This window comes from Streptosporangium carneum (assembly GCF_027922005.1).
Classification (GTDB): Bacteria; Actinomycetota; Actinomycetes; order Streptosporangiales; family Streptosporangiaceae; genus Streptosporangium; species Streptosporangium carneum.
Window position 1 is genome coordinate 150,478 of sequence record NZ_BSEV01000003.1, and the last position, 14,065, is coordinate 164,542.

General features: G+C 70.4%; 14 protein-coding genes and 1 riboswitch. Of the genes, 9 read left to right on the plus strand and 5 right to left on the minus strand.

Annotation, left to right across the window (positions count from 1 at the left end):
• Window positions 1-9: 9 nt before the first annotated feature.
• A complete protein-coding gene (locus PKF00_RS10120) occupies window positions 10-765 on the minus strand; it encodes a DUF5919 domain-containing protein (protein ID WP_271217160.1) in 756 nt (251 codons plus the stop codon).
• 234 nt (window positions 766-999) lie between these two features.
• Between PKF00_RS10120 and PKF00_RS10125 the strand changes: the two genes are divergently transcribed.
• The 4 genes from PKF00_RS10125 to PKF00_RS10140 all read left to right on the plus strand — a co-directional run bounded on the left by PKF00_RS10125 (window position 1,000) and on the right by PKF00_RS10140 (window position 3,148).
• A complete protein-coding gene (locus tag PKF00_RS10125) occupies window positions 1,000-1,806 on the plus strand; it encodes an SAM-dependent methyltransferase (protein WP_271217161.1) in 807 nt (268 codons plus the stop codon).
• Window positions 1,803-2,135, plus strand: coding sequence for a hypothetical protein (locus PKF00_RS10130; protein WP_271217162.1), 333 nt, complete (start codon window positions 1,803-1,805; stop codon window positions 2,133-2,135). Before PKF00_RS10125 ends, PKF00_RS10130 begins: the two co-directional genes overlap by 4 nt.
• Window positions 2,126-2,413 (plus strand): hypothetical protein, encoded by a 288-nt coding sequence (locus PKF00_RS10135; protein WP_271217163.1) that lies wholly within the window; start codon window positions 2,126-2,128, stop codon window positions 2,411-2,413. Before PKF00_RS10130 ends, PKF00_RS10135 begins: the two co-directional genes overlap by 10 nt.
• Window positions 2,414-3,004: 591 nt before the next feature.
• On the plus strand, window positions 3,005-3,148 hold the full coding sequence (locus tag PKF00_RS10140; protein ID WP_271217164.1) for a hypothetical protein: 144 nt from the start codon (window positions 3,005-3,007) through the stop codon (window positions 3,146-3,148).
• Between the two features lie 432 nt (window positions 3,149-3,580).
• On the opposite strand, the gene PKF00_RS10145 is transcribed toward PKF00_RS10140, so the two are convergent.
• The gene (locus PKF00_RS10145; protein ID WP_309298386.1) at window positions 3,581-3,964 is read right to left on the minus strand and encodes a uroporphyrinogen decarboxylase/cobalamine-independent methonine synthase family protein; all 384 of its coding nucleotides are present in this window, start codon (window positions 3,962-3,964) and stop codon (window positions 3,581-3,583) included.
• Window positions 3,965-4,138: 174 nt separating this feature from the next.
• Window positions 4,139-4,399, minus strand: a riboswitch (cobalamin riboswitch).
• A 105-nt stretch (window positions 4,400-4,504) separates the two neighbouring features.
• Between PKF00_RS10145 and PKF00_RS10150 the strand changes: the two genes are divergently transcribed.
• Both PKF00_RS10150 and PKF00_RS10155 read left to right on the plus strand, forming a co-directional pair.
• Window positions 4,505-5,203, plus strand: coding sequence for a hypothetical protein (locus tag PKF00_RS10150; protein ID WP_271217165.1), 699 nt, complete (start codon window positions 4,505-4,507; stop codon window positions 5,201-5,203).
• Window positions 5,204-5,370: 167 nt separating this feature from the next.
• Window positions 5,371-6,273 (plus strand): AEC family transporter, encoded by a 903-nt coding sequence (locus PKF00_RS10155; RefSeq protein WP_271217166.1) that lies wholly within the window; start codon window positions 5,371-5,373, stop codon window positions 6,271-6,273.
• 35 nt (window positions 6,274-6,308) lie between these two features.
• Here the strand turns inward: PKF00_RS10155 and PKF00_RS10160 are convergent, their stop codons facing one another.
• The gene (locus tag PKF00_RS10160) at window positions 6,309-7,526 is read right to left on the minus strand and encodes an MFS transporter (RefSeq protein WP_271217167.1); all 1,218 of its coding nucleotides are present in this window, start codon (window positions 7,524-7,526) and stop codon (window positions 6,309-6,311) included.
• A gap of 86 nt (window positions 7,527-7,612) precedes the next feature.
• Between PKF00_RS10160 and PKF00_RS10165 the strand changes: the two genes are divergently transcribed.
• The gene (locus tag PKF00_RS10165) at window positions 7,613-8,290 is read left to right on the plus strand and encodes a TetR/AcrR family transcriptional regulator (protein ID WP_271217168.1); all 678 of its coding nucleotides are present in this window, start codon (window positions 7,613-7,615) and stop codon (window positions 8,288-8,290) included.
• A 13-nt stretch (window positions 8,291-8,303) separates the two neighbouring features.
• Here the strand turns inward: PKF00_RS10165 and PKF00_RS10170 are convergent, their stop codons facing one another.
• Window positions 8,304-9,260, minus strand: coding sequence for a glucosyl-3-phosphoglycerate synthase (locus PKF00_RS10170; RefSeq protein WP_271217169.1), 957 nt, complete (start codon window positions 9,258-9,260; stop codon window positions 8,304-8,306).
• Between the two features lie 131 nt (window positions 9,261-9,391).
• Between PKF00_RS10170 and PKF00_RS10175 the strand changes: the two genes are divergently transcribed.
• Window positions 9,392-11,062 carry a hypothetical protein gene (locus tag PKF00_RS10175; RefSeq protein WP_271217170.1) on the plus strand — a complete coding sequence of 557 codons (1,671 nt, stop codon included), beginning with the start codon at window positions 9,392-9,394 and terminating at the stop codon, window positions 11,060-11,062.
• Here PKF00_RS10175 and PKF00_RS10180 read toward each other — a convergent pair.
• Window positions 11,047-12,516, minus strand: a complete 1,470-nt coding sequence (locus PKF00_RS10180) for a helix-turn-helix domain-containing protein (protein WP_425582145.1) — start codon at window positions 12,514-12,516, stop codon at window positions 11,047-11,049. The genes PKF00_RS10175 and PKF00_RS10180 overlap by 16 nt on opposite strands.
• Window positions 12,517-12,754: 238 nt before the next feature.
• Between PKF00_RS10180 and aceA the strand changes: the two genes are divergently transcribed.
• Window positions 12,755-14,047, plus strand: coding sequence for an isocitrate lyase (aceA, locus tag PKF00_RS10185; RefSeq protein WP_271217171.1), 1,293 nt, complete (start codon window positions 12,755-12,757; stop codon window positions 14,045-14,047).
• The last annotated feature ends 18 nt before the right edge of the window (window positions 14,048-14,065 follow it).

A 14,065-nucleotide genomic window follows, 5' to 3' on the forward strand; every position in this document is an offset into this window, starting at 1 on the left:
GCCGTCCTCTCAGATCTCGGCACCGGACCAAGGAACCGCCTCGGCCCACACGCGGTCGAATGATGTCATGTAGTGATCGGCAAGTGTTCCCCCGTCGAGTCGCCGAAAGTGAAAGGTTGCGTTGGCCGACGCGGGTTCGCCGTAGGCGTGCGGGTTGACAAGGATCTCGTCGTCGTAGCGGAACAGGGACGCATACAGCGTCGTGGAGTGGAGCCGTACCTCGCATCCGTCGAGGTCGACGAGACTCCGGTAGTAGGTGAGAGACGAACGGATCTTGGCCGCGAGCGTGCCGCCGATTCGTTCCTCCCGGTCGCGGATCTCCACGGCCTGTGAGTTGGGGTCTCCGAAGCAGAGGCGGACCGCCACGCCGCGTTGGGCGGCATGGCTGAGCATCCGGGCCACCTTCGGCTGTGTCTGGGCGTAGAAGGTCCCGGAGAACACCAGGACGTCTATGTGTTCCTGGGCCTCGCTGAGAAGACGTAGCCACAGCTCGCGCGGCACGCTCGCCCGGTCGGGGAAGATCTCCAGCAGTTCCGAACGGCTGGCCTCGCCCTTGCGGGTGTCGCTCTGTCGCAGCACGCCGGGCCAGAGGTAACTCTCGTCGGCTACCAGCAGCTTGGCAGCGGCCCATCGGTGGCGGCGGTGCGGGACTCGGCCTGTGTTGATCCAGCGTTCAACGGTCTTGGTCTCGACTCCGCATTCTTCGGCTAACTGCTCCAGCGCGATTCCCTGACGCAGCATCGCTGTACGTAGACGTTCGTTCACGCCCTAAGTGGACTAGACGTCCGAGGACGTTTCAAGACTTTCTCGGGACGTTTCCATGGTGTCTAACACGTCCTCACAACGGCCTTCGGCGAAGTTCACACGTCCTTTTCGCCTCGCTTCACTTGTTCTCGCTGGTCAACACCATTACGCAGTGCGATAGATGGGGGTTGAGTACGTGGGGACAATTATGTCCATTAAATCCGCTCTGGTGGCAAGTGCCGAAAGGTGCGGAGCATGACCGAAACCAGGGCGGACGAGGAAGCTCCACGAGGAATCGACGTCCGGGTGCCGAATGTCGCCCGGATGTATGACTACTTCCTCGGCGGCAAGGACAACTTCCGCATTGACCGGGTCTGCGCCGAGCGGGTGCGGGAGCACGCTCCCGAGGTGTTCGTCATGGCCAGGGAGAACCGGGCCTTTCTCGGGCGGGCGGTGCGCTACCTGGCCGACGAAGCGGGCGTCGACCAGTTCCTCGACATCGGCGCGGGCCTGCCCACACAGGAGAACGTTCACCAGGTCGCACAGAAGATCAACCCAGAGGCACGGACGGTCTACGTCGATCATGACCCGGTGGTGCTGGTGCATGCGCGGGCGTTGCTGGCCACCGACGATCGGACCTGCGTGATCCGGCAGGATGTGCGGGCACCGGAGAAGATCCTCACCGCCGTCGACGCTCTGGGCCTGCTGGACCTGTCGCGGCCGGTGGCGGTGCTGCTGGTGGCGGTCCTGCACTTCGTCACCGACGCCGAAGACCCCTACGGGATCGTGCGCACGCTGCTGGAGGCGGTGCCTGCGGGCTCGCATCTGGTCGTCTCGCACGTGGAGCACCGCCCCGACCTGGAGGAGGCCGCCGCCCAGTACCGGGACGCCAACGCCCCGGTCACGCTGCGCACGGCCGACGAGATCGGGCGCATGTTCGACGGCCTGGCCCTGGTCGACCCCGGGGTGGTGCAGGTGACGGACTGGCGTCCCGACGAGCCGCCCTACCTCGGCGAGCATCGCCGCAAGTGGGTGTGCGGTGGGGTGGGCCGCAAGCCATGACCGCACTCCTGGCGCATGACTTCCGCGCGGTGGACACGGCCCAACGGCTGTGCGACGTCCTGACCGCCACGCATCAACTGTCCTGCGAGGTGCGGGGCGGCTACGGGCTGGCTCTGGTGGCGATGCGGTGCGGCCTGGTGGTGTGGTGCAACGGGGAGTGGTTCTGGTGGTGCGCGGGCTGGGACAGACAGCGTCGCCGACCGGTGTACGCCTTCTGCCGGGTCGACGAACTGGAACAGGCCGCGCGCCGGGTGGCCTTCCACTGCGCCCGACTGCGCGAATGGCAGACGCAACGACGGCAGGCCGGTGAGGGGGCGTCATGCTCATGACCGAAAAGTGCGTGAGTCCTCACGTGGCCATGCCCCAGAACGGCTACAGGCGGCTGGACTGGCGAACGCCGTACCGGGGGCTGGAGCGGGTGCGGCCGACGGCCTGGACGTGTGGTTGCCGGGCCACGGTGTATGAGCTGTGCGAGGGCGGCGGGCAGGCCTTCATCCGGCGCACCGTCCAACTCGACAGCGGCCACGAGATCCACGAGACCCCCTGCTGGCCGATCCCCGAAGCACGCACGATCTGGACGGCTCTGCTGACCGGCCGGGCACGGTAGATCAGACCTCGTCCAAGCGTGCTGACAAGCCGGTGCGGCGGTACGGCCTTCCCCGTGCCCGTGCCGCCGCACCTGACCGGAGAACCCCGTGATCAGGTCGCCCTGTGTCATTCGATGGCAACCCGACCCGTACCGCAAGGCCGCCAAGGCCTGAGGAACGGAAGCGGGGCGGCAGCCTGTTTTCCCGGTTCGACGAAAGCAGACCTTGCTCCCCGGTAGGTCAGAGCGGCTCGTGTCGGTGAATCGTGGCTTCGATGGTGCGTGCCGGGCGCCGGGTCATGGTGGTACGGGCGTGAGCCGGTCGGGTAGCGGTGGGGCCGGTCGCATGACGTAGTCATCCCGAAGGGACGCCCGTTCAGGGCAGTGGTGCCGACGCCACTGCGGCGAAAAAATGATCTTGGTCGGGCGCGCGGCACGGGTGGCGGTGTGTGCCTCTGGTGGGGTGAGTGGTGTGTGCGGCGGTCCGGGTGTGATTTCAGCCTGGACCGCCACACTGGTGTCACCTCACGGAGCAGTCACCATCTGCAACTTAATTATTACACAGAGTCATGTGACGATGAGGTGTCGGTAACTCCTAGCCAAAGGAGCATCATGAGCACCATGCCGCACCTGTCCGCCCCGGTCGAGCGCACCCTCACCGGAACGGCCACAAGTGACACCGTCGGCGTCACCCCATCTTTCAACGCCCCGCCGTTTCTCCCCGGCCCACCCTTTGCCGGTGACGACGACAACTGACCGTCTGCCGTGAAGTGGCCCCGTCGTTCTTCGGAGCGGCGGGGCCATCGCATGCCATACATGAGGGCGGCGGCGCACACCCCGGTGCGGCGGGTGCGATTGGTTGCGGCGGGCGGCCGGTACGGCGGGCGGCGCGGTCTGCCCGTCCGCGCTGGACGGCGCGGGCCGGGACCGGCCGCCAGGGCCGCATGCCCGGCCCCGATGCCGGTCCGGCGCGGGCGGGCACGCCGCGCCGTGCGGCGGCGCGGAGCGCTGCCGCCTTGACCCTGTAATGAAACTCCTCGCAGATCGCCCCTCTTTGGTGATCTTTAATGTGTGATCCGGGGCTTCACGAGGGCGGTTACGCGGACGTCTTGGCAGCTCGGAGGGCGGGTCGTGTGGCGTGACGTTGAGCGGGATGCCCCATGGCTAATAGTTGCCTTTGTCGTTGAACTAGTGGTAGTTGGTGTCGAACCACTTGGTCATCTCCAGCGGGGCGACGTCCTGGGTGCCTCGCGCCATGGCGAAGTAGCCGTCCAGGGCGTCGGCCTCGACGGCGGCGCGGTGGCGTGCGGGGACGGCCCCGACCATGACGGTGGTGTCCAGGACGTGGTCGTACAGCGAGAAGTCCCCGGTGGGGACCTCCCGCACGCCCGCCTCCGCCAGCCGCCGCCAGGTGTCGCCGCGCAGCCTGGCCGCGACGGCGTGCAGGTCCTCTGCCGGGACGCGGCCCGTCCAGTAGCCCTCGATCGCCCTCTTCAGCTCCCGGCCCGGCCCCTGACGCGGATAGCCGTGGACGGTGGCGATCGATGAGGGAGTGGCGGAAGTCTCAGCCACGAAACTCTCCTTCGCGAGTCATGGAGGACTCCGGTGCCCTCAGAGGCGCGAAGGAACGGCCGAACGGCGGGCGCGCCGTGCCTGGCCGTTCTGGCCATGCCGCCTGTCCGTGCCCGTCCGTGTCCGCCCGCACCGCCGACCCGCCCTCGAGGTCACCGAAGTCGCCGCGTGCGTGGTCGCACGCGGGCAGTGGCAGGTCTTCGGACTCGCGGGCACGCCGGGGCCGTTCGAACCCGGGCATCTACTGGCCGTCGCTTCCCCGATCCGGTGTCCGGATCCAGTGCGTCTGACGGCGGTCGTTCCCACTCACCGCTGCGGGGCAGTCCCGGAATTGGCGAGCTCGCGAGCCAAACAGGCGAGCGCTGCCGCACCGGGTTCCCTCTTACGACGCGCCTGCCTGGCGGACAGGGCGAACCGACTGCACGCCCAAGCCTAGGCGCATCCGTCTCTCTTGACGACACCTGCCGCCCCGCGATCCGCTCGGCGGGGATTGCGGGCCCCATCGTCGAACCGGCGGCGGGCGCGACACGTGATGAGGGTATGAGATATCGGCTTCTCACCGTGCTCGCGTTGCTGGCCGCCACCGTCGTGCTCACTCCCGGTACGGCATGCGCCTGCAGTTGCGTCCCGCTCAAACCCGCGGAGCAGGTCACGAAGGCGGCCGCCGTCTTCACCGGGACCGTGGTGGCCTCCCGTCCGGGCAAGGGCGAGCCCATGGGCCCCACGCCTCCGGTCGTCTACACCCTGAGGGCCGACCAGGTCTACAAGGGCGAGCCCGCCGCCGAGTACCAGGTGGCCACCAACGCCGACAGCGCGGCCTGCGGTTACACCTTCGCCATCGGCTCGCGGTACCTGGTGTTCGCCTCGGACGGGGACTCCGGGTTGTTCGCCGTCGACCCGGGCGTCCCGCTGCACACGGCGCTGTGCGACGGCAACCTGCAGGTCCGGCCGGGCGAGGGCCCGTTGCGCGCCCAGGACGGCATCCTGAAGGACGAGCCGCTCAGCGCCGAGCTCCTCTCCGCGCTCGGCGACGCCACCCGCCCCCGGCCGGCCGCCTCCCCCGCCCCTTCCACCCCGGCCCCTTCCACCCCGGCCCCCCTTCCCTCTGCCGCCCCGGCCTCCTCAGCCGGTGACTCCCCTGCCGCTCCGGCCGTCCCGTGGGTCTACGCGGGCGGAGCCGTGGCGCTGCTCGGTCTCGTCATCACCGGGTGGCGGCTGACCGGCAGACGCCGGAAGTAGGGCTCCGCGCCGGGAGCGGGCCTCCGCCTCGGGGAAGGCGGCCGTTCGCGGCGTCCGGTCATACGGCGTGGGCCGGGGAACGCGTGGCGGAGGCCGCCCCAGGATCTCCAAGATCGGCAGGATACGCTAAATTTCTGCCTTTACGAGGAGTCTGTGGTGGCCCTCCATTGATCACGGCTTTTATACCGATATGGGCGCTGACGCTGCTCGGCTTCGCGGCCGGACGCCTCCGGCTGCTCGGCGCGGAGGCCGACCGGGTGCTCGGCGGTTTCGTCTTCCACCTCGCGATGCCCGCCGCGCTGTTCTCCATCCTCACCCGGACCAGGCTGTCGTTCAGCGGGCCCGCCCTGGGTGTCTTCGCCGCCGGAACCGTCGTGACCATGGCCCTGGGTTTCCTGCTGAGCGCCCGGCTCCTCGGCAGGAAGCCCGGCGAGGCCGCGATCGGCGCGATGGCCGCGGGCTACGTGAACTCCGCGAACCTCGGCATCCCGGTCACCCTGCAGGTGCTCGGCGACGCCACCTTCCTGAGCGGGGTGCTGCTCTTCCAGGTGCTGGTGGTCACTCCCGTCGTGCTCGTGGTCCTGGACCGGGGCGCGGGCCGCGCCTTCGGGCTCGCCCGGCTGGCGAGCCTTCCGTTGCGCAACCCGGTGATCCTGGGCCTGATGGCGGGCGCGCTCTGCTCGGCGCTCGGCTGGCGTCCGCCCCCGGCGATCGCCGGGCCGATCGCCCTGCTCGGCGACGCCGCCGTGCCCACCGCACTGGTCGCCCTCGGCCTCTCCCTGACCGTGCGCGGCCCGGCCCTGACGGGCGAGCGTTCCCAGATACTGGCGCTGTCGGCCATGAAACTGCTGGCCCAGCCGCTGCTGGCGTACCTGTTCGGGCTGCTGGCACGGCTCGGCCCCGCCGAACTGCTCGCCGTGGTGGTCTGCGCGGCCCTGCCGACCGCGCAGAACGCCTACGTCTTCGCCCGCGAGTACGGCCAGGCCGCCTCCGTGGCCCGCGGGACCGTGATCGTCAGCACCGCGCTGTCGATGCTCACCCTCGCGGCGGCCGGATGGCTGCTGGGTTGACCGGCCGTACGGAGGACGAGGACGGGCCGGAGACCTCACCCCGCCTGGCGTCCGACGCGCGCCGCGACCAGCAGGGCCAGCACCCCGAGCAGCAGGAGGCCGGCCAGGCCGTACATCAGCAGGCCGAAACCGCCGGCGACGAAGGCCGTGGCGAGTTGGGGGCCGAGGCTGCCGCCGAGGAAGAGGGAGAAGGTGAACAGGGCCAGCGCCGTGCCGCGCGCCTGGCCGGCGATCATGCCGATGTTCTCGTTGAGAGCCGGGGCTCCCGCCGCGACGCCCAGCACGTACACGGCCAGGAGCACCGCGAGCCAGAGCGCGCCGGGGCCGGTGACGGCGACGGCGGCGAGCGCGAGGGCCGCGACCGCGAGCAGGTAGGCGGCGCGCCGGGGGGCGGGGACGCGGCCGAGCAGCGGCGTCAGCAGCGGGACGACGACCATGGACGGCAGGCCGCTGATCCGCAGGGCCATCAGCGCGTCCGGTGAGCCCGCGATGCCCGCGGGGCCGCCCAGCTGCAGCCCGGTGTAGACCGCGACGAAGGTGGCCAGGATGGTGACCGTCGCGACGTAGCGCAACAGCAGCGCGGGGGTGGCCAGCAGGGTGGGCATGGCCCGGTAGGCGGACAGGAAGGAGCCGGAGATCTCGCGCGGCGGGTCGGCCGGCATGACGGAGCGGGCGGCGAGGGCGACCGCCGCGAACGCGGCGGCGGAGACGAGGAACATGCCGCGCCAGCCCACGATCGGGCCCAGCGCCTGGGCCGCGACCTGCAGCAGCACGGCCGCGGCCAGGAACCCGCTCGTCACGGTGGCCAACGCGACCGCACGGCGGCGCGGCTCGACCCGCTCGGCCAGGTAGGCCATCGCGGCGGGCGGGAAGATCGCCACAGCCACGCCCTGCAGCGCCCTGAGCGCGATCGCCGCCTCCGGTCCCGGCGCCACCGCGACCAGGGCGGTGGCCACCGCCGCGGCGGGAAGGCCGAAGGAGATCAGACGCTTGCGTCCGTAGCGGTCGGAGAGCGGGCCGAACAGCAGGAACCCGGCGGCGTACCCCATGCCGAACACGGTGACGAGCCAGGTGAGCCCTCCTTGAGGGGTCTCCCATCCGGCCGCCATGTCGTGCAGCAGCGGGATCACCATGTAGAGCTGGCCGCTGGACAGGACGGCGGTCAGCGTGAAGACCGCGAGGGTGGATCCGAGGGGGGCGAGCCTCTGGGAGCGGGCCGTCGCGAGGGGCGGCGAGGGGGAGAACGAACTCATGGCGGGACCGTAACCAACTATCTAGTTGGAAGTCAACCAACTAGTTGGTGGATACAACCAACCAGTTGGTCCACTAAACTTGCGCCATGTCGAAGGAAGCCACCAAGGACGCGCTCCTGGCCGCGGCTCGCAGCGAGTTCGCCGCCCACGGGATCGCCGGGGCCAGGGTCGACCGGATCGCCGAGCGCGCCGGGGTCAACAAGGAGCGCATCTACGGCTACTTCGGCAGCAAGGAGAAGCTGTTCGACCGCGTGATGGAGGTCGTCCTCGACGAGATGGCCGAGGTCGTGGCCATGCCCGGCGACGACCCCGTCGAGTACGTCGGCAGGATCCACGACTTCTACCTCGCCCACCCCGAGCTGATCCGGCTGATGACGTGGGAGTCGCTGCACTACCGCGAGGACGCCCTCGAGGGGCAGCACGAGCGGATCGCCCGGTGCGCCGCCAAGGCCGAGTCGCTCGCCGCGGGCCTGGGACGCGAGCCGTCCCCCGACGTCGCGCGCACGATGATGACCCTGATCGGGCTGGCGGCCTGGCCGATGGTCATGCCCAGGCTGGGCCGCATCGTCGTGGGCGAGGAGTTCGGCGGTGAGGAGGGACACCTGCGGATGCGCGAGCACCTGGTGGACTTCGTCCGGGCGGCCCTCGGCCGTGACGCGGACGGCGGCACGGCCGAGAACTCGACGGGGAGCACGGACGGGAGCACCGGGAACGCGGGGAGCGCGGGGAACGCGGAGGAGAGCGGGGACGGCGACGCGCGGTAGAGGCCCGGGCGGGTCAGTCCCCGGTGCGGCGGCGCCGCTCGTCGACAGTGATCATCGGAGGGCGCTCGGCGACGGCCACGTCCCGAACGGTCACGTGGTGGCCGCTCGCCCCCCGGCGGAACTGGGCGAGGCGGGGCGAGGGCGTGTGCAGCGAGACCATCTTGTTGTGGCGCTCCAGGCGGGACCAGGAGGTCTGCAGGATCTGGGCGGCCATGCCGCCGAGCGCCTCGGTCGACTGGTGGGAGTGGACGCGGCGGCCCAGGTCGACCTGGGCGAGGGCGTCGAGCCCGGCCAGCTCGAGCAGGTCGACCAGCAGGGCAAGCTCGACCCCGTAACCGGTGACGAACGGGATCCGCTCGAGCACCGAGCGCCGTCCGGCGTACTCACCGGCGAGGGGCTGCACGAACCCGGCCAGCTGCGGCCAGTGCAGGTTGAGCAGGGGCCTGGCGACGAGCTCGGTGACCCGCCCTCCGCCGCTCTGCACGTTCTGCAGCGGCCGATCGTAGCAGCCCTTGACGTAGACGACGCCGGGGTCGTCGAGCAGCGGGCCGAGCAGCCCGGTCACGAACGACGTGCGGAACTCGCGCAGGTCCGCGTCGACGAAGACCAGCAGGTCGCCGGAGGTCACCGCGAGGGACTTCCACAGCGCCTCCCCCTTGCCGTCGAGCGGTTTCAGGTCTGGCAGGATCTCGTCCTGCGCGACCACCCTGGCGCCGGCCTGCGCGGCGCGCGCCGCGGTCTCGTCGACGGAGCGGGAGTCGATGACCACGATCTCGTCGACGAGCGGCGCATCCTCCATCAGGTCGCGCCGGATCGCCGTGACGATCTCGCCGACCGTCTCCGCCTCGTCGCGCGCGGGCAGCACGACGCTGACCGTGCTGTCTCCCTTGGCCCGCAACAACCACGGCAGCGGCCAGTCGCTCGAGGACGAGGTGCGTCTACGCAGCCATGCCTCCACTTCAGGCAGCACAGCCCACCCTTCCCCGCACCTCGGAATTCACGGGTATCACCCTATGTGGCTCTGATTCTCGGCGAGTACGGGCTCCCGTACCCGTCGCGTAGTGGGAAGATCGGCTCAGAGCGGAGCGAGGAGGGGCGGGCATGAACCCGGTGGCCGTGATGAGGGCGGCGCGAATCGTCCGCGACGAGCTCGACTTCATGCCGGACGACACCTCCGGAGAGCTTCGCGACCGGCTCGACCAGTTGCTGGCCGAGGAGGGCAGACAGGCGGCGGGCCCGCTGGCCGAGGCCGTCGTGTCGCTCGTCTCCCGGTACGGCCCCGCCTGGGAGCGCATGCGCCTGCTGCTCGGCCAGGACGAGCAGGCCCTCCTCGAGGAGCCTCTGCCCGAGGAGCCCGCGCCCGCGAGCACCGCCCCGCAACCGCGTGTCTCCGAGCGCGGCCCCTCGGTGATCGGCAGGCTGACCGGGGCCTTCCGCAGGCGGCGCAAGGACGGCGGGGAGCGGCCCGCGGCCCCCGGCGGCCGGGAGCCGCTGATCCTGCCGCTCGTGGAGACTCCCGGCGAGGTGGTCGCGGGCTGGGGCGCCGAGGTCGAGGTCGGCCTGATCCCGCAGGAGACGCCCGGCGGCTCCACCGCCGCGCCCGCCCGCGAACCCGTCGACCTGGACGTCCAGATCATCGCCGAGGGGTTCGAGGCGCCCGCGGGATGGCGGGTGCGGCTGCGCGCCGACGAGGCCACGCCGTACCCCAGGGCGAAGGTCGGCCTGGTCGCCCTCGCGCAGGAGCAGCCGGTGACCGCCCGGCAGATCCAGGTGGTCCACGCGGTGCGCGGCCAGGTGACCGGTTTCGGCGTGCGCGCGCTCGCGGTCCTCGACTCCCCCGGCCTGCTCGGCCAGGAGAACGCCCCGCACCCCGTCGCGGGCACCCCGGTCCGGCTGACCGGCCTCGGGGAGGCGCCGGACGTCACGGCGGTCGTCGTGCACGGCGACCGGCCGGGACGGCTGTGGTGGACCTACCATTCGCCGCACTTCGTCACCCCCGACCAGGCGGAGGCCTGTGAGCTGGGCATGCGGGTCTCGGAGTTCGGGCGAAGCGTGGCGCGGCAGGACCTGCCCCTCGAGGAGGCGGGACGGCAGGTCGCCACACGCGTCCCGCCGGGTTTCTGGGAGCTGCTGAACGCGGTGGCGGGGCGGGTGGCCCCCCGCCGCCCGAGCGTGCTGATCCTGTCGCAGGAGCCGCACGTCCCCTGGGAGCTGGCCTCGCTCGAGCGTCCGATCGACCGGTCGGTGCCGGGCTTCTTGAACTGCCAGACGGTGACGGGCCGCTGGCCGCTGGGAGGCAGGCGTCCCGAGTTGCCGCCGCCGGTGCGCACCGGCGGCGGTGGCGGCATGGCGGTGGTGTACGGCGGGCCGCAGGCCCACCCGCTGGTCCCCGCCTTCGGCGCCAGACAGGTGAGTCCCGCGCTCGGCGACGTCATGGCGCTGCTCGGCGACCCGCCCGACGTGGTCCACTTCGCGACGGGTGCTCCCGCTCCCGAGTCCCTCGGCAGGGGCATGGGCGGCGGCTCGTTCGTCTTCCTCGACGAGCCGGGCGACTGCCAGCCGTTCCTGCTGGCGGGCGCGAGCGGGGCCGTGGCCCCGTTCAGGCCCGTCGGGGACGGCCTGGTCGAGGAGTTCTACCGCCGTTCCCTGGGCGGGGAGCCGCCCGCGGAGGTGCTGCGCTCCCTGCGTTGCATGGCTCCCGCGACGGCGCCCGCCTACCGGTTCTTCGGCCATCCGTCGCTGACGCTGTCCCGCGATCACTCCGCGGCGTGACGCTCCAGGAAGGTGTAGACGTCGGCCTCGTCGACGCCGGGGAAGGACCCGGGCGGCAGGGCGGCCAGGACGTGGGAGTTCCCGCGCGCCGAGGGCCAGGCGTAGCCCTCCCAGCGTTGGGTCAGCTCGGCGGGCGGGCGGCGGCAGCAGTCTCCGGTCGGGCAGCCGGACCTGGTGCGGTTGGTGGTCTCCCGGCCGCGGAACCAGCGTGACTCCCGGTACGGCACGCCGAGGGTGATGGCGAAGTCCCTCTCCCGTGAGGGGTCGACGTGGGCGACGCAGAAGTAGGTGCCGGTGGGCGAGTCGGAGTACTGGTAGAAGACCGAGAACCTGTCCGGGGAGCGGAAGACCTGCCGCCCCGACCACTGCAGGCACATCCGCTGGCCCTCGATCGCCCCCTGCTCGTCGGCGGGGAAGACGATGCCGTCGTTCTCGTACGCCTTGAAGATGATCCCGCCCGCGTCGTTGCGGACGAAGTGGCAGGTCAGGTCGAGGAAGTGGGTGGCGAGGTTGGTGAAGCGGTGCGCGGCCATCTCGTAGGAGACGGCGAACACGTCCCTGAGGTCCTCGACGCTGAGCGCCCGGTCCTGTTTGGCCTCCCTGAGGTACGGCACGGCGGTGGCCTCGGGGACCAGCACGGCGGCGGCGAAGTAGTTGGCCTCGGTCCGCTGGCGGAGGAAGTCAGCGAAGTCGCGCGGCTTGTGGTGGCCGAGGGCGAGGTGGCCGAGGGTCTGCAGCAGGATCGTGCGGGGGGTGTGCATGCCGAGCTGCTCGTGCTTGACGTAGATGCGCCGGTTGCGCAGGTCGGTGATGGAGCGCACGGTGCGGGGCAGGTCCTGGACCGTCTGCACGGTGTAGCCGAAGTGGGTGACCAGGGCCTGGACGGTGCTCTGCGACAGCGCGCCGGTGCGGTAGCCGACCGCGGAGAGCGCCTCGGCAGCCGCCTTCTCGATCTCCTCGAAGTAGTTGCCCCGCTCGCGCTGCATGCGGCGCAGCTCGGCGTTGGCGACGCGCGCCTCCTCCGGGGTCGCGGTGCCCTTGGCCTGGCGTGAGCGCAGCTCGCCGTAGAGGCCGAGGATGTGCTCGAGCACGTCGTTGGGGACGCGCGCGGAGAGCTTGAGCCTGGCCAGGCCGAGCCCGGCGTACAGCGGGTCGCGCTGGGCCTCCTCCAGCGCCATCTCCAGCTGCGCCCTCCGGTTGGGGGCCTGGCGGCGGAGCAGTTCCTCGACGGGCACGTTGAGCGCGGCGGCGAGGGACTTCAGCAGGGACAGCTTGGGCTCGCGTTTGCCGTTCTCCAGCAGGGAGAGCTGGCTCGGCGCGCGGCTGACGCGTTCGCCCAGGTCGGAGAGCGTGAGACCGCGCTGCTTGCGCAGGTGTCTCAACCTCTGGCCGAACGCGATGAGATCAAGCTCCTGCGTCAAGGACAGCGGTTCTTCTCCGACCAAAGATGCCATAGCACGATGCTAAACGAAATTTCGAGCGATATTTCAAGCACTCTCGGAGACCGTGACCCACCTCACTCGGATTGGTCTAGTCCATAGCGAAAATTATGAATTTCTTCGCACCCAAACACCTGATCTTCTTCACAAAAAGAGAAGAAGTTGTGTTCTTTCGTCAACTTCGACCTTGTTTGCCTGTTTCGTCCGGGCACACACTCGAAGCAAGGCACCCAGGGGACGACAAGGAGTGAAAATGAACGATCGCCTCAAGGGAGCCGCAGACGAGCTGCGGCGAGAGTGGGAGACCAACCCCCGCTGGTCGGGAATCGAGCGGACCTACACGGCCGAAGACGTGGTTCGACTCCGAGGATCCGTCCAGGAGGAGCACACTCTCGCCCGGCTCGGTTCCGAGCGGCTGTGGGATCTGCTCAACACCCAGGACTACGTGCACGCTCTCGGCGCGTTGACCGGCAACCAGGCCGTGCAGCAGGTCAAGGCCGGGCTGAAGGCCATCTACCTGTCCGGATGGCAGGTCGCGGCCGACGCCAACCTCGGCGGGCAGACCTACCCCGACCAGAGCCTCTACCCCGCCAACTCCGTCCCGGCGGTCGTGCGCCGCATCAACAACGCGCTGCTGCGCGCCGACCAGATCACCTGGTCGGAGGGCGAGGCCGACGCGCCCCACTGGCTGGCCCCGATCGTGGCCGACGCCGAGGCGGGCTTCGGCGGCGTGCTCAACGCCTTCGAGCTGATGAAGGGCATGATCGCCGCGGGCGCGGCGGGCGTGCACTGGGAGGACCAGCTCGCCTCGGAGAAGAAGTGCGGCCATCTTGGCGGGAAGGTGCTCATCCCGACCAGCCAGCACGTCAAGACCCTCAACGCGGCCCGCCTCGCGGCCGACGTCGCGGGTGTCCCCTCTGTGATCATCGCGCGGACCGACGCCCAGGCCGCGACGCTCCTGACCACCGACGTCGACCCCCGCGACCGCGCCTTCACCACCGGCGACCGCACGGCGGAGGGATTCCACCGGGTCCGCAACGGCGTCGACTCCTGCATCTCGCGCGGCCTCGCCTACGCGCCCCACTCCGACCTGCTGTGGATGGAGACCTCGACGCCGGACCTGGACGTGGCCCGCGCGTTCGCCGAGGCCGTCAAGGCTCAGTACCCCGACCAGATGCTCGCCTACAACTGCTCCCCCTCCTTCAACTGGAAGAAGCACCTGGACGACTCGACCATCGCCAAGTTCCAGCGCGAGCTCGGGCACATGGGCTACAAGTTCCAGTTCATCACGCTGGCGGGCTTCCACTCGCTCAACTACTCGATGTTCAACCTGGCGAAGGGCTACGCCGAGGAGGGCATGACCGCCTACGTCGCGCTGCAGGAGGCCGAGTTCGCCTCCGAGTCCCGCGGCTACACCGCGACCCGCCACCAGCGCGAGGTCGGCACCGGATACTTCGACCTGGTCAGCACGGCCGTCGCGCCGAACTCCTCGACCACGGCGCTCAAGGGCTCCACCGAGGAGGAGCAGTTCGAAACGGCTCACTGACCCTTCGAACCCGAGCCC

Excerpts from the sequence above, each read along its gene's own strand:
- PKF00_RS10125 (WP_271217161.1), top strand. The coding sequence starts at position 1,000 with ATGACCGAAACCAGGGCGGACGAGGAAGCTCCACGAGGAATCGACGTC.
- PKF00_RS10130 (WP_271217162.1), top strand. The coding sequence starts at position 1,803 with ATGACCGCACTCCTGGCGCATGACTTCCGCGCGGTGGACACGGCCCAA.
- PKF00_RS10135 (WP_271217163.1), top strand. The coding sequence starts at position 2,126 with ATGCTCATGACCGAAAAGTGCGTGAGTCCTCACGTGGCCATGCCCCAG.
- PKF00_RS10140 (WP_271217164.1), top strand. The coding sequence starts at position 3,005 with ATGAGCACCATGCCGCACCTGTCCGCCCCGGTCGAGCGCACCCTCACC.
- PKF00_RS10150 (WP_271217165.1), top strand. The coding sequence starts at position 4,505 with ATGAGATATCGGCTTCTCACCGTGCTCGCGTTGCTGGCCGCCACCGTC.
- PKF00_RS10160 (WP_271217167.1), bottom strand. The coding sequence starts at position 7,526 with ATGAGTTCGTTCTCCCCCTCGCCGCCCCTCGCGACGGCCCGCTCCCAG.
- PKF00_RS10165 (WP_271217168.1), top strand. The coding sequence starts at position 7,613 with ATGTCGAAGGAAGCCACCAAGGACGCGCTCCTGGCCGCGGCTCGCAGC.
- PKF00_RS10175 (WP_271217170.1), top strand. The coding sequence starts at position 9,392 with ATGAACCCGGTGGCCGTGATGAGGGCGGCGCGAATCGTCCGCGACGAG.
- PKF00_RS10180 (WP_425582145.1), bottom strand. The coding sequence starts at position 12,516 with ATGGCATCTTTGGTCGGAGAAGAACCGCTGTCCTTGACGCAGGAGCTT.
- aceA (WP_271217171.1), top strand. The coding sequence starts at position 12,755 with ATGAACGATCGCCTCAAGGGAGCCGCAGACGAGCTGCGGCGAGAGTGG.